Here is a 25,657-nt window from a genome sequence, read left to right on the forward strand (position 1 = left end):
CACTCCTATCCTAGAATTTTCTGTTTAATTTCTAATGCTACTTCTGTTTTTAAACGAGGACCAAATTGTGAAACCACTTTGCTTGCGGCCTTAGAAGCAAGTTTTCCGGCCGAAGCGAAATCATGGCCATTAGTGATGGCATACAAGAATGCTCCCGCATACATGTCCCCTGCACCGTTAGTGTCCACTGCTTTCACATGGAATGGTTCAATGTTAATGAACTTGTGCCCGTCCCAAATAACCGCGCCCTCTTCACCCAAGGTGATCACGAAAGTCTTAGCAATAAGCTTAAGTCTCTCACGAGCTTCTAGGATATCATCAGTTTCTGTATAAGCACAGGCCTCAGATTCATTACAAAAAAGAAGATCAATACCGTCGCCAATCATTTCAGCGAGACCCTCTTTAAAGAATTTCACCATATTCACATCGGAAAACGTCAGGGCGGTCTTCACACCAGCGGCCTCGGCGATATTACGAGCGTGGATCGCGGCCGCGCGACCTGAAGGAGATGCCACAAGATAGCCTTCCATGTACATATATTTCGAATGGCGAATCGCTTCAGGGAAAACTTCAGTTTTACTGATGGTTGAAGTGATACCCAGGAAGGTATTCATAGTTCTTTCTGCGTCAGGCGTAATAAGCACCAGGCATTTTCCAGTGATACCTTGATCGCGATCTTGTTTTTGAAGATTGGAATCAACGTTATTATCTTGAAGATCCTGGAAATAAAAGTTTCCGATAGGATCTTTTGCTACCTTACATGAATAAAAAGCTTTTCCACCGAACTGGGCAGTGGCAATCACTGTATTAGCGGCCGAACCACCGCACTGCTGTTTCTTAGGAGCAGTTCCAAGTGCATTTAAAAGGTAATTCTGGCGATCTTCATCCACCAGAGTCATGAGACCCTTATCAATGTTGTTCTTTTTAAAAAATTCATCGTGCACTTCATACTCCATGTCCACCAGGGCGTTCCCGATAGCATAGACATCGTATTTCTTAGTCATGTCAAATCTCCAAAGTAGACGACTAATGTAATAGAATTAGACTGAAAAATACACATCATATCGAGTGGATTTACCGATATATTGTACCGATGGGGCCTTTGAAAGATTGGCGGAATGGCGAGGGCGCTTGACGACTAAACGTTTGGTCTTTTTCCCAAGGGCCTTTTCAAAAACCTGGATGGCATCCTGATCGGAACCTACAACATTTCGAAATATACGCATCTCTTTGCGGGGAGAGGCCTTCTCGTTTATGTCTTCAAACATGGGATCAAAGTAAATGACCTCTGTTCTTGGGCCATTTTCAAGAATTTCTTGGGCGGAAGTCGCTTGGAAATGAAAATTTTGAAGTTTTGGATGCTGAGCATTCTTAAGCGCTGATTGAATGAGAAAACGAATCACTGGATGTCTTTCGGTGGCCCAAACTTCACAGCCAAAGGCCAGCATCAATAAAGAATCTCCGAGCATTCCGGCCGTCAAATCCAAAACCTGTGGACGATGAGTTCCTTTTACACCAATCGCTTTGGCGAGAAGCTCTTTATGAACGGAACTCTTCTTCAAATATTCTTCGTGACGAGATAATTCCCGATCAATTTCAATTCCAATTGGTTTTTCTTTGGGAATGTCTGAATGAAGCCAAAACTGGCCCGAGATCCACTCAAATGTCAGATCTATGACGTTTTCTTCGCAAAACTTATTTAGCTCGGAAAACTCCGAATCCCCGAGAGAAAGTTCCGTTCCGTCTTTGATGAGTTTGAGTGCCATAAAACTCAAGTTTAAATCATTCCAATTCGATTGACCACCTGCATTTTCTGACGGTTAGTTCTTAACAAACCTCTTCACTTGGGCCTAACATATGGGGCAATTTACATACAAGGCCATCAAGGAATTACTATGAAGGGTACACACACGCCTCTTAACTACCATCCTGAAAAATTAAAACGAGAACTGAAACCTTTTTATATCGGTGCAGATGATAAAGACATTAATGACATGCTAAAGACCCTGGGCCTTAACAGTCTGGATGATCTTTACGCCCATATCTCTTCTGACGTGAAGATGACGTCAGTACCAATGCCAAAACACCTGGCCTATGAAGAACTCATTGGTCACGTGAATGATGTTGCCAACAAAAACAATATCAAGACCTCATTCTTAGGTGATGGTCTTCCTCAGTATAAAGTGACAGATGTTGTAGGTCCGGTTTGTGATATCCGTGGTCTTACGACCGCTTATACTCCATACCAACCAGAGCGCTCTCAAGGAACACTTCAGACTCTTTGGATCTATCAGTCTCTCGTTTCGCAGCTGACTGGTTTTGAAGCAGTAAACGCTTCTCTTTATGATCGCTCAACTTGTCTTTATGAGGCGATGAACTGTGCTCTTCGTCTGGTAAAAGATTCTACAACTGTGGTTGTGGCCAACACCCTTTATCCAGGTGACCTGGAAGTTATTGAGACTCACGCGAAAGAAACTGAGATGAAAATCGTTCGCGCTCCGATCAATGCTCAGACTGGTAAACTAGATATCGACGCTCTTAAGCGAATCCTTAATACAACTCCACAAGTGGCCGCAGTGGCGTTCCCACAAGTAAACCACTTCGGTAACATCGAATCAGTGGATGAAATCGTAGACCTTTGTTCAAACAACAACATTAAGTCTATCGCAGTTGTCGATCCTATGCTTCTTGGCCGAGGTGGGTTGAAGGCCCCGGCGAAGTTCGGTGTTCGGGGTCAGGGCGCGGACATGGTCGTAGCGGAAGGTCAGCACCTGGCGATCGGTCCAAACTTCGGTGGCCCTGGTCTTGGAATCTTCGGTATCCGTTACAATGAACAAGATAAGGTCTCAATTCGTTCAACCGCCGGCCGTTACGTTGGTAAGACTCAGGACCTTAAAGGTCGTGAGTGTAAGGCGCTTATTCTTTCAACTCGTGAGCAACATATCCGTCGTGAAAAAGCGACATCGAATATCTGTTCTAACCAGTCTTTCGTAGCAACTGCGGCGGGGGCCTCGATGCTTGCCCGTGGGGACGAAGGATTTGAAGCAACATTGAAACACTCTCGCGCTCTGGCCGAGAAAGCAGTTGAAACTCTGACTCAGTTTGAAGGTGTGGAACTTAAATTTAAGGGCTCTGCTTTCTTCAACGAGTTTACGCTTAAACTTCCAGTGAACACTTCTGAATTCATTCATAAGGCAAGTGCCGCTGGTCTTCAGGTGGGTGTGGACGTTTCAAACCGTCATACGGAAATTGCCGGTGAAAATCTTCTTATGTTGAGCTTCACTGATATTCACTCTGAAAAAGATCTGGATAAACTCGTATCATTCTTTGGTTCAAACTTTGAAAAAACCAAGGGTGGCTCTCCAGCTCCTAAAATTCAATCTGTGATGCTAAGAACTGATGCTCCAGAAATTCCAAGAATTGATTCAAAAGAGATCATCGCTTACTATGAGAAACTAGGAAAACAAAACCTTTCTCCAGATGACGGTATCTACCCTCTTGGTTCTTGTACCATGAAGTACAATCCGTACATCAACGATTATGCGGCCTCTCTTCCGGGTTTCACAAATGTTCACCCTCAAGCTCCGGTTGAAGATATTCAGGGCTGTCTTGAAATTCTTTTCGAAATCCAAGAACAATTCAAGGCCATCACTGGTCTTCCAGGAGTAGTGACTCAAGCAGTTGCGGGTGCTCAAGGTGAATTAGTTGGACTTAAAATGTTCCAGGCCTACCACCGCGATCGTGGTGAAGGTGATCAAAGAAATGTCATCATCATTCCTCGTTCGGCCCACGGAACAAACCCTGCCACAGCAACAATGGCCGGTTACCAAACGAAGATGGTTGAAGGTCAGCTCTATGGTATTTATACAGTTGAAGCTCTTTCAAATGGCGAGATGAATCTTGCTCAAATTAAAGAATTCCTAAAAACAGATGGTCACCGTGTGGCCGGTGTGATGGTAACAAACCCTAACACGGCCGGAATTTTTGAAACTCAGTTTAAAGAAATGAGTGAACTCATCCACGCAGTGGGTGGTCTGGTTTATATGGACGGCGCGAACATGAATGCTATCGCCGGTATTCTTGATCTGAATAAACTTGGCGTAGATGCTGTTCACAATAACCTTCATAAAACGTGGACAATTCCTCACGGCGGCGGCGGTCCTGGTGACGCGATTGTTGGTGTTTCTCACCGACTTCTTGATTTCATCCCTGGTGTTCAGGTTGTGAAGAAAGATGGCAAGTACGACATCGTTAAACCGGCCAAATCTTGCGGCTCGTTTCACCGTCACTTCGGTAACTTCGCTCACAAGATCCGCGCTTACACTTATATTAAGGCCTTGGGTGCCGATGGTGTTCGTAAGATGAGCCAGGTGGCCGTGCTTTCTGCGCGCTACTTACATAACCGTCTCTCGAAGAGCTACCCTACACTTCCAGCGGAAGCAGGTTCGGCTCCTCGTATGCACGAGTTCATTCTGACTCTTTCTCCAGAAACTTTTAAGAAGGTAGAAGCTAGCGGAACTCCGAAAACAAACACCATTGCTCGTATTGGTAAGCTGTTCCTGGATTTCGGTTTCCATGCTCCAACGGTTGCCTTCCCAGAGCAGTACGGGCTTATGATTGAGCCAACTGAAACTTACTCTAAGAAAGAATTGGATCAATTCTCTGACGTGGTTGAAACTATTCTTAAGCTTATTAATGAGCATCCGGAAGTTCTTAAAACAGTTCCTCACTTCACTCCGATTGATCGCGTGGATGAAGTTCTTGCGAACAAGACCCCAGTACTCACTGAGAAAATTACGGATCACCTACCGGATATCATCCCTGATCGAGTTGATTCTGAGAGACTCAGAAATTCAACTGCGGGCGATCTTTGCGAGCTCATCTTAAAAGCTCACCAGAATCAATAATGAATAAGGGCCACAATCGTGGCCCTTTTTTTTAATGATAAAAACTGCTCCAATCTTCATGGGGCAAGGTCGGAAGATCCACGAGGAAAGTGGTGTGAGAGGTGTCACTTAAATACTGAAGACTTCCTCCATGCTTCTCTACAATCCCGCGGGCCAAGGCAAGTCCTAGTCCTGTTCCTTTACCCAAATCTTTTGTTGAGTAAAATGGCTCCATAATTCTTGAAGCAATCTCCGGAGGAATGCCACTACCGGAATCTTTCACATAAATCTGCACATGATCGTTAACCTGATGAGCACTGATTTCAATCCACTTGTCCGGTAAAAATTCGATGGCATCAAATGAGTTGTTTAGGAGATTAAGAATCACCTGCTCAAGTTGAATTTTATTTCCCACTACACTGTAGTTTTCTAGGCCATAGAATCGAAGATTAATCCCGTGGTTTTTCATGCGTTGTCCGCAGAAGACCAGCACATCATCCACTAACGTTTTAAGATCAATTTCAGTCTGAGGACCTTTCTCATCCTGATGAACAAATTCTCTCACCCCTTGTATGGTGCGGTTGATTCGCTCGCTGGTATAAATAATCTGTTGAAGTCCGTCCGCCAGGTCTTGTTGTCGTTCCGTATCTCGGTAAATACGAAGAAGCTGAGTGGTTCTCGCCTGAATCACGGCCAGTGGATTATTAATTTCGTGAGCAATTCCGGCCGACATCATTCCTAGCTCAGCATATTTTGATTGTCCGAGAAGCCGGTCATTTCTCTCTTTCACCAGGTGATTCACTTCTTCACTGTGACGACGGTTCATCAATTCAAGAAACACAAACAAAGTCACTCCGGAAAAGAGAATGTAAAAAATCAAATCTCCCATGAGGGCCATTGGTTCATTCATGGTTTCCATTCGCCAAATCGGAAAGGCCAATCTTGTCACGAAATACAGGGCGGAAAGTCCATAGGCAATCCAATGAAAATGAGTCAGAGGTCCCTGGTTTTTTTTCTGGGCCTCAAACACCAAACTGACACCAAAGACCACGATCCCGAGAGTGAACGGTAATGTATAGAGAGTGAATCCCATGCCGTAACTCGCGAGGGCCACGGAAACGAATGCACAACCCGCGAGCATTAAGTAGCGCCATCGACCAGAAAACTCAGTGCCAGAGATATCTTGTAGGAAAAGTTTAAATCCTCGTAATGGCCAGATCCACCCCACCATAGAAAGGGCGATTATATGAGGCATAATGTGAAGAAAAAACCCACAGGCCAGAGTATTAAATCCCAACGCTGCCCAAAATTCAGTTAAGTGATAAAATTCCTTCTCCTTATGACGCCGATAACTCAAGTAGGAAAGACCTCCCATGATTAGGGCCGTAAATAAGGAGAGACCAAAGATAATTTGATTGGTGATACTCATAAGAAATATTGTAGACAGCAAATTTCTTACATTGAGCTGAATTAATTCATAAGAGCGACAGACGTATTTTATATACATTTCTTACATTTACTGATATCAACGGATTACGCACAAGACCAAACTTTTTCAGGACACTATCCATGAGTTTTAAACCTCGTTGTACCTTCGCCATTATTTCCCATCCGGATGCCGGTAAAACAACCATGACTGAAAAACTCTTGTGGTTTGGTGGGGTCGTTCGTGAGGCCGGGATGGTTAAATCCAAGACTGGTGATTACGCAAAATCAGACTGGATGGAACTTGAAAAGCAACGTGGTATCTCCATCACTTCATCAGTGATGAGTTTTGAATATAATGATCGCGCTCTTCACCTTCTGGATACTCCGGGACACAAAGACTTCTCGGAAGATACTTACCGCACACTTACTGCGGTTGAATCCGTGTTGATGATGATTGACTCTGCTAAAGGTGTGGAGGCCCAGACGATTAAACTTATGGAAGTTTGTCGAATGCGTGATACTCCAATCGTCACTTTCATGAACAAGTTTGACCGTGAGGCGATGGATCCGTTCGCGCTTCTGGATAACATTGAATCGATTCTTAAAATTCAGTGTGTGCCAATGACCTGGCCAGTAGGTAACGGTGTTGACTTCAAAGGCGTGTACGACTTTAAAACCAAACAGATCTTGAGCTTCAAAGACTCGAAAGATCCATTCTCTCCGAGCTTTATTGATGCTTCTAATCTTGATGCTCCTTCACTAGTAGAGGCCATTGGTCCGGCACTGGTTGAAAAACTAAAAGAAGAACTGGAAATGGTTTCAACCCTGATTCCAGAATTCAATATGGAAGAATACCAAGCGGGAATTCAAACTCCGGTGTTCTTCGGTTCAGCACTTAAAAACTTCGGTGTAAAAGAAACACTGGATCTTATTACGCAGATTGCTCCAACGCCTAAACCTCGTGAAGCAGTTCTTGCTCCTTATGATTCAAACGCTGAGAAGATCACGATTGATCCAAGTGATAAAGAATTTACAGGATTTATTTTTAAGATTCAGGCCAACATGGACCCTAAACACCGTGACCGTATTTCGTTCATGCGCGTTTGTTCTGGACGCTTTGAAAGAAATGAAAAAATCTATCATGTAAGAACTGGGAAAGAGATTCGTATCGCAACTCCCCTTATCTTCCAGGCCCGTGATCGTGACATTGCTGAAGAAGCATTGGCCGGAGACATCATCGGTCTTTACGATACTGGTAAATACCAAATCGGTGACACCTTCTCTATGGGTAAAAAACATATCCGTTACACCGGTATTCCAAGTTTCTCGCCTGAATTATTCATGCGTGTAACGGCGAAAGACCCAATGAAAGCAAAACACCTAGAAAAAGGTCTTTCTCAACTTTCTGAAGAAGGTGCCACTCAGCTCTTCATCCGTCGTCACACCAACGAAAAGATGTTGGGCGCCGTTGGTGCTCTCCAATTTGAAGTTGTGAAGTATCGTCTGGAAGATGAATACTCAGTGGAAGCTTCTTACGAGCCAGTGGCATGGGCCGGTGTTCGTTGGTTGAAATTCCCGGATAAAAAAGCAGAAGAAAAATTCGCTCAAGACTACTCTTCAGTGATTATGGAAGACAAAGATAAGCGTCTTTGTTTTGCGGTAAGAACTGAATGGGACTTAAAGCTCGCAATGGAGAAAAATCCAGACGTGAAGTTTTTTAAGAACTCAGATTATATCGAATAATAACCTAAACTTCGTTCTGCTGAAGAGGCAGTTCCACCACGAAGGCCGTATTCATTGAGGTTTCATCGTAGTAAAGCTTTCCATGATGATCCTCAATGATCCCACGAGAAATTGAGAGACCAATCCCAGTTCCGGCCATTTCTTTCGTGGTAAAAAAGGGTTCCATGATCTTCTTTCTAAATGACTCAGGGATGCCTTTCCCAGAATCAATGACTTTGATCCGTAGGGTGTGATCAACCACCTCGCAGGTCAGATGAATCCATGGTTTATCGGTCTTAGAAATTGCATCAAATGAATTGTTCATCAGATTCAAAAGGACCTGAGAGATCTGAATCGGTCGACAAACTAATTCCACATTCGGAAATGGATCAATAATCACCTGAATTGAATGTAAACGAAAACGATCACGGGAATAGTTCATGGTGTCTTCAATGATTTGTTCCGGAGTCACTGACTTAAATGGCTCTTTACGGTTGTCTCTAGAGAAGTTTCGAAGCGAGTTAATGATGGTGGACATTCTTAGAGTTGTTTCCTCGATCTGATCCAGATTTCTAACAATGAAGTCTTTCTCAGCACTTCCTCTTTGAATGTGGTTCCGCAGATAATTTGCCCGAGTCGTTATGAGCCCTAATGGATTGTTAATCTCGTGGGCGATCCCAGCGGCCATTTCTCCCAAGGCCGAGAATTTTGACTGCATCTCAAGCTTATTCTCGAGTTTTCTCTGATATTCAGTCTTAAGCTCATAGATGGTCACTGACGGAAGAAGAATGGCCATCAGGATGTTACACATCAAAGAAATGGCAAACCCATAGAATGAAAATTCCGGATCAAAACGAAAGATCGGGTAGTCAACAATATGGGCAAAGATAATCAGGATGGTAAAGAACAGTAGATAATGAGTGATCGAAATTTTTGGTCTTCTATCCAGCTCTTTTTTAGTGGCGATCAAATGATCAACGGCCACGATAAAAACAACCAGCGCCTGGGGAAATGTATAATAAAAGAACCCCAGCCCCATAAGATTAAAGATAATCGACAGAAAAAAAGAGGCCAGGATAATGGGCATATGCCACTTTCGTTTCAGATCCTTCTCAGTTACCCCTTCGAGAATTTTTCTTACGGCCACTACTCGCCACCACCAAAAAATAGTGGAGAAGGCCATAACGGTTTGACTCATTCCCGAAGTCAGAGATGCGAGCAAAAAATAAGCACCGTTTGAGAGCCAGTACTCAACTGCCTGCCATTGTCTTTTATCTCTTTCATACCAATAGATTATCGAACTGATGATAATCATTCCGATAATCGTAAGAACAGAAATGTTGATAATGACCGAAGCGCTGTCCATTTTTATCCAAAAAAAAAGGGCCAGGATAACCTGGCCCCTATTCGTAATTAAGACAAGCTTAACTTATTTTTTTGGCTTAAACCAGCAAAGAGGACGAAGTCCAACTTTATAACCAGTCTTACCGTGACACGTACCTTTCACTTCATCGTTCTGAGATACGTCTTCGTTGAAAGATTTTTCACAAAGAGCACCTTGGAAGTATGTATCAAGACGACACTGGTGAGCTGGGTGAGCATCATCAGTTCTAGAAACTACGTTTGTATCAGGAGTTTCAAATTTACCTTCTGGTTGATTACGAAGAGCTGCAAATAGACCTGCTACAGATACACCGGCCATACCGTTACGGATACAGATCGCGCGATCATCTTTATTTGGCCATGCCTTAGCACAAGCTTCTGAAAGAGTTGTAGGAACGTTCATGCGAGCAACTGCTTGAGCGTTGTTATCGTTAAGGAAGGCCTTACGAAGACACTTAAGAGTTGCGAAGTAGTCAGCTTGACCTTCGTTAGATGCCCACTTGTTGAAAAGGTTTCCAACTTTTGGAGCTCCACCAAGGTGGTGACCGAGTTCGTGACAAAGAACAAGAGCGAAACCATCTTCAGTGATTGTATTGTGACGAGCAAGACCGCCGTACATATTAACAATCCAACCACCCATACGAGTAGCATTGGCGTTTACAGTAGCATCTGTCCATTTACGGTTGATCGTAAGACGACCACCCATTTGAGCAACGATTGGAGCATAAATAACTTCAAGCTTATCAATAACAGCGTTGAATTGAGCTTCAGTCAGACCGCCGGCCAGTTTTGAACCAACAGGGATTGATAGATCGTTTTCAGGAAGGAATCCACCTTTGCCATCTTCCGTACAGGCAAATGATGGAGCGGCCAGGGCCATTGATAGAACGAGTGCAGTTAGAAATTTCATGTGTTGTTTCTCCTTAAGATTTTTCTAAATCTCTACAATTGGTCAATTTTAGAAATCTCCGTGTGAAGACGTCAGCTTTATATTCGTGATGTAAGAAGATGTAATAAAAAGGCCGGGGATTACCCGGCCTTTATTGAAAAGATGAATTTTCGTTTAAATTAGCGGCTGCTAACAGATGGCTTGAACCAGCAAAGTGGACGTAGACCAACTTTATCACCCAAAGTTCCATGACATGTGCCAGTCACTTCGCTTGATGCAGAAACATCTTCGTTCATTGATTTGTCACAAAGAGCACCTTGGAAATATGTATCAAGGCGACACTGATAAGCTGGGTGATTGTCATCAGTTCTTGTTACAACCTTTGTATCAGGAGTATCAAACTTTGGCTCAACAGTTGAGTTACGAAGCGCCATGAAAAGTCTTGAAACCGACATACCGGCCATACCACCGCGGATACACATATAATAGTCATCACTCCAAGTGTGAGCACTACTACAAGCTCTTCTTAGAGTTGCTGGAACTGGCATCATCTGACGAACGATTGCCTGGTTGTCATCGTTTAGCCAAACTTTACGTAGACATTTAAGAGTTGCGAAGTAGTCAGCTTGACCTTCGTTTGAGGCCCATGAAGATGCCCATTGAGAGGTCTTTCTTGGAGCTCCACCGATGTGGTGACCAAGTTCATGACATACTACCAGGGCGAAACCGTCCTCAGTAATTGTCTCGTGACGAGCAAGACCACCGAACATAGAAACTTTCCAAGTCTTACCCATCTGTTGAGCGTAAGCATTTACAGTTGGATCGTCCCAGTTTCTTTCAACTTGTAGGTTAGCACCAAAGTTAGAAATGATAGGAGCATATAGAGTTTCAACTTTTGTAATCACATCGTTGAACTGCTGCTCAGTAAGACCACCCATGCGGCCTTTTTGGTTAGCATAAATTTTTACATTGTTTTCAGGAACAAAACCCTCAGTACCATCTGGTGTACATGCCATAACTGGGTAAGCAACTGTAAGGGCAATAGCTAGCAGTCCTTGCTTGAAACTCTTCATTTTAAATCTCTCCTTAGAAAATCACTAGGTCTTAACGTAATTCTGACATAATCAGATATCGAGTTACTACAGTGAAAGACTAAAGTAAGATTTTGTTGGATGAGTATTTTAATCAGGTATAGCGGCAAAAAAAAGCCAGGTCCGAAGACCTGACTCTTGGAGGAGAAATTACTGAACTGTAGGTTTGAACCAACAGCGAGGACGTAGACCAACTGTGTGGCCTGTAGAGCCGTGGCAAGAACCAGCTACTTCAGTCTCTGCTGAGAAATCTTCATTGAAAGATTTTTCGCAAAGAGCACCTTGGAAGTATGTATCAAGTCTACATTGTGTAGCAGGGTGACTGTCTGAAGTTGATGATACTTGTTTTGGATCAGGCGTATCAAATTTTGGAGCTTTCATTGACCAAGCTAGAGCAGCAAATAGTTTTGCCACAGAATCACCGGCCATAGCACCGCGGATACAAAGAGCGCGGTCAGCAGCAGTTTTCCAGTTTTTGTTACAAGAATCAGTTAGGAATTGAGGAACTTCCATTTTACGAACGATAGAAGCATTATCTTCGTTCATCCATACACGACGAAGACATTTAGTCGTTGCGAAGTAATCAGATTGACCTTCGTTTGAGGCCCAATCATCACCAGCGTAACGAGGAGCACCTGCAATGTGGTGACCGATTTCGTGACATACAACAAGCGCGAAACCATCTGGAGTGATTGTTTTGTGACGAGCAAGACCACCGAACATAGACACTTTCCAGATATTGCCTTCTTGTTCAGCGTAAGCGTTAACTGTTCCGTCTGTCCATTTACGAACAACTTCTAATTTACCGCCGTATGAAGAAACGATTGGAGCATATACGTCTGAAACTTGATCAATAACTTCATTGAATTGAGCTTCTGAGATTGTGTTGATGCTTTTAGCGTCTACTGGGATGAAGAGGTTGTTCTCTGGTACGAAACCCTCAGAGCCGTCTTTTGTGCAAGCGAGAACTGGTTGAGATGCGATAAGGGTTGCGAGGAGCAATCCTACTGATAGTTTTTTCATTAATCCTCCTTGATTAACTTTAAATCTGTAACAATGTTGACACAGAACTCTGGAGATGCCAGCAAAGTTAAGAAGATGTAAGATTTTTTTGGATACTGCTTCAAAGTCAGTTAAAAAAATTTAACACCAAATACCAAATGCCGAGTGTAACAAATGATAGCGGTACACCTACTCCCACCATCATTCCTGCGAGAGTTGGACGCAGATTATGAGAGGCAGCGAGAATGCTTGCAGTGATCATTGGGGCCATGGCACTTTCCATCACTGCGACTCGGAGTATCTCTTGCTTCACTCCGAGAAAATAGTAGAGAGAAAAAATCATGAGGGGCGCGAGCAGCAATTTGTAACCTAGCCCCATGACGAGATATTGAAATTCATTCTTGATCTCTCCCCACTTGAGTTGAAGACCCACTGAAATAAGGGCCAGAGGGGTCAATGTACCGGAAAGTTTTTCGAGAACAATTTTAATGTCCCCTTCCGCTTGCCATCCCAAACTTCCTAGAAGAATGCCAAATGTGAAAGCAAGAAATGGTGGGAATACCAGGATCTTTTTAAACAGAACACGCTTGCGCATTTTTCCCGATGAGTAAGTGATGGCGAGCCACACACCCAGACTAGAAACAATGAGAAAGCTTCCCATTTGATCCACCACCAGAGCGTGCTTAACCGCGTCCATTCCATAGAGGGCCTCAATCACCGGAAACCCCACGAAAGATGTATTGGCAAAGCCAGCGGTCAAAATCAAACAGCCAATGAGACTTTTCTCCCAAGCAAATTTTTTCCCCAGATATTGAAAGAGGAAATAGGCCACTCCGAACATTAACCACGCCACCAGGACCAGACCAATAAGATCCGTCCTCCATTCGAGGTGAGGCAAATTTAATAAGCAAATCGCCGGCATTGGTACATATAAGATCAATGTCCCTAAGGTCGTATGAGCGTTTGAGGGAATGGTTTTCACCTTCTGAAGGCAAACACCAATCAGAAGGCTAACAAATAAAAGAATAAGACTACTCATGAACTTGGTCGATCCAGCGCTTTTTATCGGCCTCACTTAAAAAAGAGGCCTCAAAAGAATTTTTGGCAATTGTAAGAATATCTTGATGAGAAAGATTAAGGTCACGGGCGGCCTCAATAAAATTCTGATTCATGTATCCGCCGAAATAGGCAGGATCATCAGAATTGATTGTGACCTTCACTCCCTTTTGGAGGAGTTTTTTTAAATTATGGTCCGTCATCTTTTTAAAAACACAAAGTTTAATGTTTGAAAGTGGACACACGGTAAGAGGCATTTTCTCCTCTACCAGACGCTTAATGAGTTTCTCGTCCTCATCAGAGCGCACACCGTGATCAATGCGCTTCACTTTCAGAAGATCCAAGGCCTCCCAGATGTACTCGGCCGGGCCTTCTTCACCCGCATGGGCCACTGTCAAAAATCCGGCATCTCGGGCCATTTTAAAAACTCGTTCAAACTTATGTGGAGGATTCCCTCTTTCCCCTGAATCAAGCCCAACGGCGATGATTTTATCTTTGTAAGGCAATGCCTCTTTCAATGTTTCAATGGCACTTTCTTCTGAAAGATGACGCAAGAAACACATGATCATATGGAAGGTAATCCCCCACTCTTTTTGGGCATCGGCCAGAGCACGATAAATCCCATCGAACATGGTTTTAAAGGCCACTCCACGTTCAGTGTGTGTCTGAGGATCGAAGAAAATTTCGGTATGGACCACATGATCTTCACGACATTTTTTTAAATAGGCCATGGTCAAATCATAGAAATCTCTCTCGTGAATAAGGACTTTTGCCCCTTCATAATAAAGATCCAGAAATGACTGAAGGTCATGAAAATTATAAGCACTGCGGAGTTCTTCCACCGTCTTAAAACGGATCGAAACTTGGTTACGAGTGGCGATCTCAAACATGAGTTCGGGTTCAAAAGTCCCTTCAATGTGGAGATGCAGCTCGGCCTTGGGAATTTTTTTGATAAGGTCGATTTGATTCATTCACAACATCTTATTCATGAGAGAGAATAATGGCAATTAAGTCTTTAGAATAATATCGTTACGCGTAAGGGTTAATATGAGAAAGAAGATTGTTTTCTACCTCAATGGAAATCGTCATGAAGTGGGTGCCGAAAAGTCCTCAATGATGCTGGCAGAATTTCTTCGTTACGAAGAGAGTCTGACCGGGACCAAAATTGTTTGTGCTGAAGGAGACTGTGGGGCCTGCTCGGTTCTGCGCTACTTCCCTCACATTCCTGGTACTGACACCCAAAATTACTTACCCATAAATTCTTGTATCACCTTGGTGGCACAATTAGATGGTTCAAGTATCGTCTCCGTGGACGCTCTTAAAAAAGAAGGCATCCTTCACGAAACTCAACGAGCAATGGTTCAGTGTCACGGCTCTCAATGTGGCTTCTGTACACCTGGATTTGTCATGGCCCTCACGGGTCTGGTGGAAGAAAAACTTGAGAAGAAAGAAAAAACAATTGATGCCCAAGAGGCCAAGAACTGTATGACTGGAAACCTTTGTCGTTGTACCGGTTACCAGGGCATTATCAATGCCGCCTTGGATATTGATTTAAAAAAATGCGAAAGCATTAAGAAAAGATATTATTCGGAAAAACAAGAAGTAGATCTGATCCAGGCCTTCAATGAAGGAGTGAGTATTGAGGGAGAAGAGTTTTCTTTCTTTGCTCCGAAAACTCTGGAAGAGGCGATTAACTACCTTCTAACTGATCCCGAGATTCGTATTATTGGCGGGACCACGGATCTAGGAGTGGTTCACAATAAGCGCAAGATTAAGATCAACAAGGTCTTAAGCCTGCATCTGATTCGGGATCTCTATAATGTGACAGAGAAGAATGGTGAAGTTCATCTTGGTGCCCGCGTGACTCATTCTGAGTTCAGACATTTTATTAAAGACAAAATGCCAGAGTTCGCGAACTACCTGGATATTTTTGCTTCTCCTCAAATTAAGAACGTAGGAACCATTGTTGGTAATATCGCAAACGCCTCTCCGATTGGTGATACTCCTCCAGCACTTCTCGCCTTAAACGCAGATGTTTGCATCATGGGGCCACAAGGGAAGCGTGAAGTTCCCCTTTCAAAGTTTTTCCTCGCTTATCGAAAAACGGATCTTAAACAAGGTGACGTTGTGACCGGCATTAAGTTTAAAATCCCTGCAAAAAGTGCGGCGGTTCGTTTCTACAAGAACTCTAACCGAAAAGACCTGGACATCTCTGCGGTAAACCTGGCGGTGAATCTAGAGTGGAAAGATGATTCTAAAAAAGAAATTAAAGACATTACCATCGCGGCCGGTGGTGTCGCGGCCACTCCTCTTCGTTTTGTAAAGACTGAAGAGTTTCTCAAAAAGAATTTTGATATCAATCTCGCGGTCAAAGAACTCCACGCAGAATTTAAACCTCTAAGTGATGTCAGGGCCACAAGTGCCTACCGACATGTGCTGGTTGAAAATCTCTTCCGCCGCTTCTTCTCGGAGGTGAGCGTATGAGTTTACCACACGACTATGCCCACACCCATGTGTGCGGGGAAAGTGAATTCGTAGACGATCGCCCTATCATGAAGAACGAACTCTTTGTGGATGTGTTCTTCTCGACTCGTGCCCATGCTCTTATTAAACGGGTGGACTTCACGGAAGTCTTGAAGCAACCGGGAGTGGTGGCGGTCTTCACGGGCCATGACTTTGCTCACAATATGTGGGGAACGATCTTTAAGGATCAACCTCTCCTCGCCACAGATAAGGTTCAATACGCAGGAGAAGGAATCGCTCTCATCGTGGCAACTTCGATCGAGGCGGCCCAAAGGGCAAAACATAAAACGATCATTGAGTACACGGACCTTGCTCCGATCATGAGTATTCAAGAAGCACGCAAACACGAATCTTTCATCATCCCGGCCCGCACCATTGAACGCGGAAACGTGGATGAAGAAATGAAAAAGGCTCCGCACACTCTGGAAGGAAATATCGTGATTCAAGGTCACGATCACTTCTATCTTGAGAGTCAGGTGTCTATCGCCTATCCGTTAGAAGATGGACAAATTGAAATTCATTCATCAAGTCAGCATCCAACGGAAACTCAGCACGTGGTGGCCCACGCTTTGGGCCTTCCGGACAACGATGTGGTTTGCCAGGTGAAACGCATGGGTGGTGGATTCGGCGGTAAAGAATCTCAGGCCGCGCCTTTTGCTGCCATGGCCGCTCTTTGTGCCATGAAATTAAAACGTCCGGTACGCATTTGTCTTACCAAAGACGATGACATGATCATGACGGGAAAACGAAACCCGTTTGAGAATGAATACAAAGTGGGCTTTGATGAGCATGGAAAAATTCTTGCCATGGACATAAAGCTCTTCTCCGATGCCGGCGCCTACGCGGATCTCTCGACTTCCATTATGGAGCGAGCGATGCTTCACTCTGATAACTCTTACTTCATTCCCCATATGCGTGTGGTGGGACAAGTTTGTAAAACCAATCACCACTCTCACACTGCTTTCCGTGGCTTTGGTGGACCTAAAGGAGTGGCGACGGCCGAAAAAATTATCGAGGCAATTGCTCACTATCTTAAAAAAGATCCCCTTGATGTCCGTAAGATCAACTTGTACTCAGATGTAGATGGCCGAAATACGACTCACTACGGTCAGCTGGTTGAAAATAACGTGCTTGATCGCCTCGTAAACGAGCTAGAAAATAAATCCGATTACCGAAAGCGCCGTCAGGAGATCACAAAATTTAATAAAGAGAACAAAGACTTTATCCGTGGCCTCTCACTGACCACTGTGAAGTTCGGGATTTCCTTCACCACCAGATTCCTGAATCAAGGGAACGCTCTGGTGATTGTTCATAATGATGGGAGCCTTCAAATCGCCACTGGGGCGACTGAAATGGGCCAGGGAGTGAATGCGCGCATTGCTGAGATGGTAACCACTGAACTTGGTCTTCCGCGAACTGCAGCTCGTGTGATGCCAACTAGAACGGACAAGAACGCCAACACCTCACCAACCGCCGCCTCCTCAGGAACAGATATCAACGGTGCTGCCGCTCTTCTTGCCACTCGGAAGATCAAGAAGCGTCTAAGTGAACTGGCACTTAAACTATTAGATATTCCAAAAGATAAATGGGCCTCAAAAACCGCGGGCCTTGGCACCCAACCAGAAGTGATGCTCGATACTCCGAATCTGGACGAGAATGATCCGAATGCCGGAGCGGAATGGGAATCAGGAGTCGCCAAATACTTTGAAATGGAATTCCAAGATGGATGGGTGTTCCACCCCAAGCACTTGGATAAGAAGATTGAATTCAAATATCTTATCCTGGAAGCTTATCTGAATCGTGTTTCTTTAAGTGATTATGCCTTCTATAAAATTCCGGGCATTGAATTTAACAAGATGACGGGCCAGGGAGATGCTTTCTTGTATTTCACACAAGGGGCCGCTTGTTCAGAGGTAAGTCTTGATCGCCATACAGGAGAAGTCAAAGTTCTTCGCACTGATATTTTGATGGATCTCGGTCGTCCAGTGAACCATGATCTGGATGTGGGCCAGGTGACGGGCGCTTTTATTCAGGGTCTAGGTTGGGTCACCACAGAGAACTTGTTCTATAACGATCAAGGGCTCCTCCTTTCTCATGCACCTAGTACTTACAAAATTCCAAACGTTCAGGACATTCCACGCACTTTTAAAGTGGAGCTTCTCGAGAACGATGAAAACTATGCCAACGTTCGCGGAACAAAGGCGGTGGGTGAACCTCCACTCCTTCTTGCCTTGAGTGCTTGGACTGCTGTGACCAATGCTCTTTCTTACCTTCCGCACTTTCAAGTGGACTATCCAGGAATTAGAATTCCGGCCACATCAGAAAATGTTCTTCGCGAAATCATGCCAGAGAAATTCAAGGAGTGGGAACGATGACCATTTGGGAAGCTTGTCAAAAATTAACGAGTGAAGGCATCTCATTTGTGATGGTGACCATGACCGGCGTTCGCGGCTCTGCCCCTCAGGACATTGGGGCCAAGATGCTGGTCACGAAAGACGGACTCTATTACGGCACCGTTGGCGGTGGTAAAGTTGAGATGGCCTCCATCAAGAAATCGCAAGAGATTTTAAAAGGTGAACAAGTTCCACCTGAATCAGTGGTTTGGAATCTTCAAAAAGATATTGGCATGAGTTGTGGTGGCGAAGTGGTGATGCTGTTTGAACATCATCATCAAAGCAGCTGGCCCATCGTGATTTTTGGTGCGGGCCATGTGGCACAAGCTCTCACAAGAGTTCTTTCAAAACTTAATTGTTCAGTCACCTGTGTGGACTCTCGTGAAGAATGGGTGGCAAAACTAGAAGGAGTGAAAGGCATTCATCATCCCACACCCAAGGACATGGTAAATACCTTCTCACCTAACTGTTATTTTATGAGCATGACCATGGGCCATGCTCACGATGTGCCGATTCTTTATGAAATTGCGAAACACGCTCCGGACTGTCCTTACGTGGGAGTCATCGGGAGCGATATTAAAGGCATTAAGATTAGAAGAGAGCTTAAAGAGATGGGTGTCTCAGACGAGTTTTTGAAAAAACTTCGCGTTCCTATGGGACTTCCGATTGGCACCAATCAGCCCTATGAAATGGCAATCAGTATTGTGGCAGAGTTGTTACAGGTAAGAGATGGATCAAAAACGCAAAATTGAAATTCTTGGAAACTATGGAGCTCTACTTTCAATAATTGAAATCGGACTTGGGTCTTTACTGCATTCTTTATATATTCCGTTTGCAGGGCACATACTTTCTCTCAACCAAGGTTTTCTTCTTTGTCGAGTAGCGATTCTTTCAAATGATCGCAGTCTTACTTACGGAGTTTCTAATATTGCGGCGGTTTTGAAATCTCTCTCTCCCGCCGGTAAAAAACTGGGTCCTATGCTGAGTCTTTCGATGCAGGGACTTCTTTTCTATATCGGAACTCTTTTTGGCATTAACCCCATTGGTCTCTCCTTAGGTATGGTTCTTCTTTCTTTCTGGTCATTCATTCAACCGCTGGTTACTTATTATCTTTTCTTTGGAAATGAGATCATTAACGCCGCTGAGTTTTTGTATCAAAAGACTTTTCAGTATCACGGGATCAAGGCAGAAAATCTCCTATGGCTCTTTGTCGGATTCATCGCGGTCAAGGCCATCGCAGGAATGGTTCTGGCCCTGATGGCCTGGAAAACCAAGGGCAGATCAGACTATCAGGACAGCTTTGCGGGCTTTGCAAAGGCCAAAACACCCGTCACAGGAAATCCTCTGGTCCTCGCTTTAAAAGACCTATTGAGGCCAATCTTTCTTTTGTCTTTAGCAGGAACGACTCTTTTTCTTTATTTCTCTCAATACGAAATCGGCGAGATCGTTTGGTATCTCATGCGTCCCATTGCCATTGGTTTTATGTTCTTCTATTTTTCAAGAACACTCACCTTAGATAGATGGCTTGCTCGTTTAGAAAATGGACGCTTTCATGCCTTTGCTGAAGGCTGCAAGGTCGCTTTAGAAAAGATCAGGAAAGTTTTTTAATTAAAGACTGAATCGGCGTTCCGCTCTGCCAGTAGATAACATCATCCAGAGAACCAATGATCTCATCACGACGAGTGCGCATCTTTTCGTAGTTTTGAATATTGAAGTAGACCTTTTTGAAATTTCTCCAATCACGCTTGATGGAACGAACAAGACTAAAGAACTCCGGGTGCTCCACCACAATCACCTTGTCTGCCTTTGGCAGAACCACATCAGAGACCTTAGAGATATGTCCTTCAAAGACCCAGTTATCAACGTCAGTTAATTTTTGAACTTCAGAACGAAGATCCCCTCCGTTCCAAAAGATCTGATCTGCTTCAATATGATGAAGATTTAATTTGGCGGAGAGCTGAGTCGCGAGCCAAGTCTTTCCCGATCCCGGAGCGCCAATCAAAACGATATTCATTTCGTCAGGGCCTTTACATCATCCAAAAATTTTGGTGACTTGATTAAACTTTCAAAGATCATCTCTCCCATGACTTTTCCGGCCACAGTATCCAGAGGGTGATGAACTCCACCGATCACGCGGCCAAGAGAAATTTCTTTCGCGCGCTGATCAAACGCTTCCGCTTTTTCTGGATAAATCAGTGAGAAAGTTTTTGCCGCAACGTAAGCAATGGTAGTGTGGCCACTAGGATAAGAAAGCGAACGAGGCCTTCTCACGCAAGGAACGATACGAGGATCACGATTATAAGGTCTCACTCTGCCCCATTCATCTTTTTTCACGCGCGAGAAGATCATTACTTCTTTAAAAAGAACTTCTTGAAGAGCGACTAACTTCTGGGCCTCTGCTTGTGTTAATGGGCCATAAGGAGGGCCAAAAAATGAAGTGGCAAAACCTTCGGATTCAAATGCGGACTTCGCACAATCGGCCTCGGTGCGAACAGTTTGCCAACGAAGCACTTCCGCCAGATCAGCGAGATCTTCTTCTGAGTTAACGGCCGGTGGAGCTGGGATCAAATTAAGATCAATACTATCTGGACTTAAATAAGTCAGGTCCTGGGCCCATACCGGGAGAAACCAAATTAAACTCAGAACAAGAATCAGTTGCTTCATTTCGAGAACACCTTAATACGGTTCATTCCCCCACAAGGCCAGGCTTGGATCTTAACTTGTGAGAAGATTTCCGGACGGTTTATCTCAAAACTTTGAATATGACCAGCAAACGCCTTCACATTTTGTTTAGGGATAATTGTGATCCATTTCCCCTCTGTAAGTCCCTCTAACGAGAACTCGTAAGGATTATTGTTTACATAGTAGGTGTAATCCGTTTCCACGCGATGAATTTTAGCGGGTTTAGCAAGTTGAATAGTGACTTCTTCACAACCACCTAGCTTTCGACTACGGGCCGATTCCAAACCATCAAACATATTAATTGGAGCAAATGGTGAAATTACCTGAGAAGCTGGACTGTAATGTTCATTAGTGGCCTTAAGCATTTTGGCCCCTAAGGCAACACTGGCGTTATTGAACTCATCACCCTCATGAAGGGACAACCAATTCTTTTTGATCTCGGCCTCTGTCACTTCATACTTAATGTTCAGTGGCTTTTTGGTCTGAGGAATTTTCTCTTCATAAGAGCGCATCTTTCCGTCAAAGGTCGCTTTCTCAGTTTCCGGAAGATCAGTGTAAAGGCCCAGACGAGTAAAACCTCCATCCGGATATTGTGAGGCACGGATTTGTGTCACCACGCCACTTGTTTTCGGAAGTTTAATTCGTACTTCGGAGTGTCCTTCCATTTCCATTTTTGGAACGAGTTCCACCCACTCACCATCCACCAGTCCCTCAATTCTCACGGCCGGAGCGTGATTACCAAAGTGATACTTCGTCGAAAGAAGAACATAATTAACTTTTGCCGGTTTCTTTAACTCAAACGTAAGTGTATCGACACCCGCTTGATTGTGACGAACAGTCTCCCAACTATCCATGACCTTTCCTTGCTTCCCGAAAAGTTCGGGATCAAACTTTGGAAGATGATCACTAAAAAGGTTGTCCGCTCGAGCGAAAAGTTCGTTGGAAACTTCTACTACCGTAGACCCTACTCCGATGTTAAAAGGAGCAAGAGGATCCATCGGACCTCTTTCAATGATTGGTTCTGGACGAGTTTTAAGGAAGGCATCGAACACCAGATTCTTGTAACCCATGTTCACAATCTGCTCTTGAGGAATCTTGTCCGCAGTAAACGTCGTTTTAAATTTCGAAAAGTCCACACCCTGGAATTCCAGAACCTTTAAAATGTCTTGGGTCGCTTCTGCATTAAAGAGCACACCCTTTAAATCGGAGTTCGCGAGTGCCACTACACCTTTGCCACGATCCGGCCCAAAATAGCAGTGTAAGAAGATACAGCGGAAGCCATCATTGGCCCCTTGGTGAATCATAAATTTATTCGGACCTGCTTCTCCAACGAAGACCCCCAGACCCATCTTCACACCCATAAACTTCATACAGCCCTTGTCGGTTCCATGAAGCATGAGTCTTGCGGTATCGTGAGAAATTGGGCCAGAACCATTAAGATTCCAGTAGGCCTCTTCCATGTGTTCAAGAAATTTTGCCATGGCGTCCGCTGTTCCCATAGAACCGGCAGCGAAGGCCGGGAACATCTTACGAGTTCCTTCGATTTCGTCTCCATTATCCTTAAATCCGTGAGCGTACTCCACCCCTGGAAGTGTCTCTTGCTGAAAAGAGAAGTCCTTCATTCCTAACTTATCCAGGAATGGACGAGTAAGATCAAAGATGGATTTCTTCTCTAACGTTTCAATTAAGTGCTCAAGGACTAAAAACCCACCACCCGAATATTGAAACCTCTCACCTGGTGTATTCACGACACGAACTGGTTCATAACCATATTCCGCGTTCCCTTTCAGAAACTCTGAAATCTTTGGCATTTTGCGATTGGCCGGAACTCCATTCACGTAATGAAGATTAAGTGCACAGTGACTCATAAGATGAGCAATCGTGACTTTAGGATCGAGATTCAAATCAGGAAGAAAATCATTAACTGAAGAATTAAGTGCTATGCCTTTTTTCTTAAAGTATTCGATGGCAAAAGCACTTCCTACGGTTTTACTAAGGGAGGCCATCTCAAACCAAGTGGTGGTCTTGGCCTTGCCGAACACGATGTTCTGGTGACCGTTCCCCGTCATGATAGTGACCTGAGCGTCTTTAATTCCGTGCTTTTTGTAAGCGTTCTCTAAGCGCGTATAAAGATCATTCAAAGGATGGCCCTTCATGCGCTTCTCGGTGATTTCCCAGAGAGCATAACGAGCATTTTCAATTTCTTTTTCTTCAGGATTATTGATGCGTTCTTTAAGTAGTGCCAGAAGTTCTTTGCCGGACTTTCCTTGGGCACTCACGAGGAATTTCATTCCAAATTTTCCAAGATACTGAGCACCCAGATCACGAAGTTCCTGACGAACGGATTCATCTTCAGTCAGGACTTTTGATTGCTCAGAGCTTGCAAGTTTATCCAGGGTCTTTTTATTTTCTCCAATGTCCCCGTGGAAAGAGGCCGCTTCCAGAATGTCTGACTTGGTAAAAGACTTCACCAAGTTCTCGCACATCTTTACGTCAGCGGTCGCCAACCGCGCCTTCTCCGAAGCAAATCGAAGAGACCCGCACATTTCAAAAAAGTAATTGAAGCGTTTGATATAAGAATCAATCTTAAACTTCTCGGAATCCATCTCTGTTACAAACGTCCACGGATCCTTTGCTTCCCTGACCGCCGGAATGGTAAATGGTAAAAACAACTGAGTCGCAAATTCCACTGGTTCCGGATCCGTCATCAGTTTAATCATGAGGTTCATGGCCACCGGGTACCACTTCTCGGTTCTCTCGTCCCATTTCACTTGCACAATTTTTTTATCGTTCGATTTGTCTTTGCGGATAAAATTTAGCTCTTCATGAGCGATCTTTAAGAACTCTTCCAATTTAAAGCGTCCGTGACGAATCTCATGCCAAACTTCCCAACGAGAACGTTCAGCTGTCGCCAGATCATCCATCACTCTCACTGGAGTATTGGCCACCAAGGCAGGAAGGGCCACACACCCATTCCCAGATAACCAGTCCGTGATGTACTGAAGAGATTGAAAAACGTTATAGCGAACTTCTTCCGGGTGATTATTGGCAATGAAATTTGATTCTTTAAGATCGGCCACAATTAGAGAGCGAGCATACATCGGATCGTTCTTGTCCAGCCCTTGAATGTCCGGGCCGTGAATAAAATCCAAAATTTCTTTGTGATACTTTTCATCCAAGAGAGACTTCACTAATGTTTCTAATTTTGACGAATCTCCTTTCTTATGAATTTTCCACGCTTCCACAAAGGCCAGACCCAATCTCACGAAATCCGGATGCGCCACCCAGAAACCAGAAAGATCACGCTTCATCTGTGTGATCACGTCTCGAATATAACCTTTAATGGTGACCTGATAGGAAGGTGAACGGAGATCATTTGATGTCGGAAGAATGCCATACATCCCACCGACTTTAATTCCTCCACGAGATCCCACCACTTCCGCCAGAAGATCATGAGAGGCCTTAATGTACTTAATCACAATGTCCGGATCGGCCTTCACCGGGATGCGATAGTTTGCATCTTCCTTAAAGAGTCGAGCAGTACTCGCGAGGTAATCATGCCAACCAAGAGAAGCACCCACAAAGTACGGATACAACTCGTCCATGATTTCATGAGCCCGGAAAACCGCGCGAGGATTTTCTAATACAATCATGAGACGAATACTTCCTACGGCATAGGTAGGATAGGTTTTCTTTAAAAGTTTTTCCGCCGCTTCCAGCATGATTCGGATGTATCGCGCCTCTTCTTCGTTCTCGAGTTTTGGAACGTAGAAGGCCAGGGCCTTTTCATTGTGCCAATTGCGGAAGAAGTGAAGAGCGAAGTCATAAAGATGAAGTGGAATCGGTTGCTCTTTATAGAACAAGAAGAAGCATGGAAGTGCCAATCCCGGAAACCGCTTAATAGGAAGAGAAAGTTTTTCTTTCTCCAACTCATATTTTTTACCGTTCTCTTCAAGAGAAAGATTGCCATCTAAGCACTTAGTGAGATTCACTCCCGCCGAAATTAAATCTTCGCGAAGAGGAGTCTTCGAATCTTCATCATCCGCTCCCCATTTTGGAAGTGAATCATGAGTTGAAAGAAGTTCACGCACAATCTCCGGCTCATCTTTAAGCTTTCGGTGATAGGCATTCATGGCATTGATGGAAAGTTTCGCTGAATCTGGAGGACCAAAAAGGGTCACATGTGGACCACGGAGGAACTCCGGAATATTTGCAATGGCTTTTCCACCAGGACGAGCATAGTTAGGAGTCTTTGGGCCAAAAACAATGCGGCCCTCTCCATCTTCAAGACCTAGGACTGTTTTATAATCACAAGAAAGATAGTCCCGCTTAAAGTCCTTGTTGAAAGTAGCCATGGCCTTCACACGCTCATCAATAAACTTGCGGTCACGGTTACGTCGTTTAAGAACAAGATTCAACTCATCTTTAACCGCTTCATAGAGTTCGCACAAAAAACGCAAAGACTCAGTGGATTCAAGTCCACCCGACTCTCCGACTTGCATTAAACCTTCCGTTCCAGGGACAGGTTTTGCCGCCTTTAAAAGATGGGCCTTAATCTCTGGAGAAATATAATCGTCGTAATATGGAATTTCAGATTTCAAG

At 44.2% G+C, this 25,657-nt stretch carries 18 protein-coding genes; 6 read left to right on the forward strand and 12 right to left on the reverse strand.

What is annotated here, in order from left to right:
- Positions 1-5: 5 nt before the first annotated feature.
- Positions 6-1,004, reverse strand: coding sequence for an adenosine kinase (locus tag ACJVC5_RS16760; protein WP_408096688.1), 999 nt, complete (start codon positions 1,002-1,004; stop codon positions 6-8).
- Positions 1,005-1,040: 36 nt separating this feature from the next.
- The gene (locus ACJVC5_RS16765; RefSeq protein ID WP_408096689.1) at positions 1,041-1,766 is read right to left on the reverse strand and encodes a class I SAM-dependent methyltransferase; all 726 of its coding nucleotides are present in this window, start codon (positions 1,764-1,766) and stop codon (positions 1,041-1,043) included.
- Positions 1,767-1,895: 129 nt separating this feature from the next.
- Here ACJVC5_RS16765 and gcvPB point away from each other — a divergent pair, with 129 nt between their 5' ends.
- Positions 1,896-4,907, forward strand: coding sequence for an aminomethyl-transferring glycine dehydrogenase subunit GcvPB (gene gcvPB, locus ACJVC5_RS16770; RefSeq protein ID WP_408096690.1), 3,012 nt, complete (start codon positions 1,896-1,898; stop codon positions 4,905-4,907).
- A gap of 31 nt (positions 4,908-4,938) precedes the next feature.
- On the opposite strand, the gene ACJVC5_RS16775 is transcribed toward gcvPB, so the two are convergent.
- Positions 4,939-6,315 (reverse strand): sensor histidine kinase, encoded by a 1,377-nt coding sequence (locus tag ACJVC5_RS16775; RefSeq protein ID WP_408096691.1) that lies wholly within the window; start codon positions 6,313-6,315, stop codon positions 4,939-4,941.
- Between the two features lie 140 nt (positions 6,316-6,455).
- On the opposite strand from ACJVC5_RS16775, the gene ACJVC5_RS16780 reads away from it, so the two are divergent.
- On the forward strand, positions 6,456-8,057 hold the full coding sequence (locus ACJVC5_RS16780) for a peptide chain release factor 3 (protein WP_408096692.1): 1,602 nt from the start codon (positions 6,456-6,458) through the stop codon (positions 8,055-8,057).
- Between the two features lie 4 nt (positions 8,058-8,061).
- On the opposite strand, the gene ACJVC5_RS16785 is transcribed toward ACJVC5_RS16780, so the two are convergent.
- The 6 genes from ACJVC5_RS16785 to ACJVC5_RS16810 all read right to left on the reverse strand — a co-directional run bounded on the left by ACJVC5_RS16785 (position 8,062) and on the right by ACJVC5_RS16810 (position 14,428).
- Positions 8,062-9,402, reverse strand: a complete 1,341-nt coding sequence (locus ACJVC5_RS16785; RefSeq protein ID WP_408096693.1) for a sensor histidine kinase — start codon at positions 9,400-9,402, stop codon at positions 8,062-8,064.
- Between the two features lie 63 nt (positions 9,403-9,465).
- Positions 9,466-10,329, reverse strand: a complete 864-nt coding sequence (locus tag ACJVC5_RS16790; RefSeq protein WP_408096694.1) for a hypothetical protein — start codon at positions 10,327-10,329, stop codon at positions 9,466-9,468.
- Between the two features lie 158 nt (positions 10,330-10,487).
- Positions 10,488-11,381 carry a hypothetical protein gene (locus ACJVC5_RS16795; RefSeq protein WP_408096695.1) on the reverse strand — a complete coding sequence of 298 codons (894 nt, stop codon included), beginning with the start codon at positions 11,379-11,381 and terminating at the stop codon, positions 10,488-10,490.
- A 168-nt stretch (positions 11,382-11,549) separates the two neighbouring features.
- The gene (locus tag ACJVC5_RS16800; protein WP_408096696.1) at positions 11,550-12,422 is read right to left on the reverse strand and encodes a hypothetical protein; all 873 of its coding nucleotides are present in this window, start codon (positions 12,420-12,422) and stop codon (positions 11,550-11,552) included.
- A 106-nt stretch (positions 12,423-12,528) separates the two neighbouring features.
- Positions 12,529-13,440, reverse strand: coding sequence for an AEC family transporter (locus ACJVC5_RS16805; protein WP_408096697.1), 912 nt, complete (start codon positions 13,438-13,440; stop codon positions 12,529-12,531).
- Positions 13,433-14,428, reverse strand: a complete 996-nt coding sequence (locus ACJVC5_RS16810; RefSeq protein WP_408096698.1) for an adenosine deaminase — start codon at positions 14,426-14,428, stop codon at positions 13,433-13,435. The genes ACJVC5_RS16805 and ACJVC5_RS16810 overlap by 8 nt, the downstream gene beginning before the upstream one ends.
- A gap of 76 nt (positions 14,429-14,504) precedes the next feature.
- Between ACJVC5_RS16810 and ACJVC5_RS16815 the strand changes: the two genes are divergently transcribed.
- From ACJVC5_RS16815 to ACJVC5_RS16830, 4 genes are read left to right on the forward strand one after another with little or no spacing between them, the layout of a single operon-like run.
- Entirely contained in the window at positions 14,505-15,941 is a 1,437-nt protein-coding gene (locus tag ACJVC5_RS16815) for a xanthine dehydrogenase small subunit (protein ID WP_408096699.1), read from the forward strand.
- Positions 15,938-18,355, forward strand: coding sequence for a xanthine dehydrogenase molybdopterin binding subunit (locus ACJVC5_RS16820; protein WP_408096700.1), 2,418 nt, complete (start codon positions 15,938-15,940; stop codon positions 18,353-18,355). The genes ACJVC5_RS16815 and ACJVC5_RS16820 overlap by 4 nt, the downstream gene beginning before the upstream one ends.
- A complete protein-coding gene (xdhC, locus tag ACJVC5_RS16825; RefSeq protein ID WP_408096701.1) occupies positions 18,352-19,125 on the forward strand; it encodes a xanthine dehydrogenase accessory protein XdhC in 774 nt (257 codons plus the stop codon). Before ACJVC5_RS16820 ends, xdhC begins: the two co-directional genes overlap by 4 nt.
- Entirely contained in the window at positions 19,103-19,981 is an 879-nt protein-coding gene (locus tag ACJVC5_RS16830; RefSeq protein WP_408096702.1) for a hypothetical protein, read from the forward strand. The genes xdhC and ACJVC5_RS16830 overlap by 23 nt, the downstream gene beginning before the upstream one ends.
- On the opposite strand, the gene ACJVC5_RS16835 is transcribed toward ACJVC5_RS16830, so the two are convergent.
- Genes ACJVC5_RS16835 through ACJVC5_RS16845 form a run of 3 tightly spaced genes read right to left on the reverse strand, consistent with a single transcriptional unit; the run spans position 19,965 to position 25,656 of the window.
- Entirely contained in the window at positions 19,965-20,387 is a 423-nt protein-coding gene (locus tag ACJVC5_RS16835) for an AAA family ATPase (protein ID WP_408096703.1), read from the reverse strand. The two genes, ACJVC5_RS16830 and ACJVC5_RS16835, sit on opposite strands and share 17 nt — an antisense overlap.
- Entirely contained in the window at positions 20,384-21,037 is a 654-nt protein-coding gene (locus ACJVC5_RS16840) for a phosphatase PAP2 family protein (RefSeq protein WP_408096704.1), read from the reverse strand. The genes ACJVC5_RS16835 and ACJVC5_RS16840 overlap by 4 nt, the downstream gene beginning before the upstream one ends.
- Positions 21,034-25,656: a serine hydrolase gene (locus ACJVC5_RS16845; protein ID WP_408096705.1), complete on the reverse strand. Its 4,623-nt coding sequence runs from the start codon at positions 25,654-25,656 to the stop codon at positions 21,034-21,036. Before ACJVC5_RS16845 ends, ACJVC5_RS16840 begins: the two co-directional genes overlap by 4 nt.
- Position 25,657 lies beyond the last annotated feature (1 nt).

Origin of the sequence: Peredibacter sp. HCB2-198, assembly GCF_045999315.1 — a bacterium.
GTDB lineage: Bacteria > Bdellovibrionota > Bacteriovoracia > Bacteriovoracales > Bacteriovoracaceae > Peredibacter.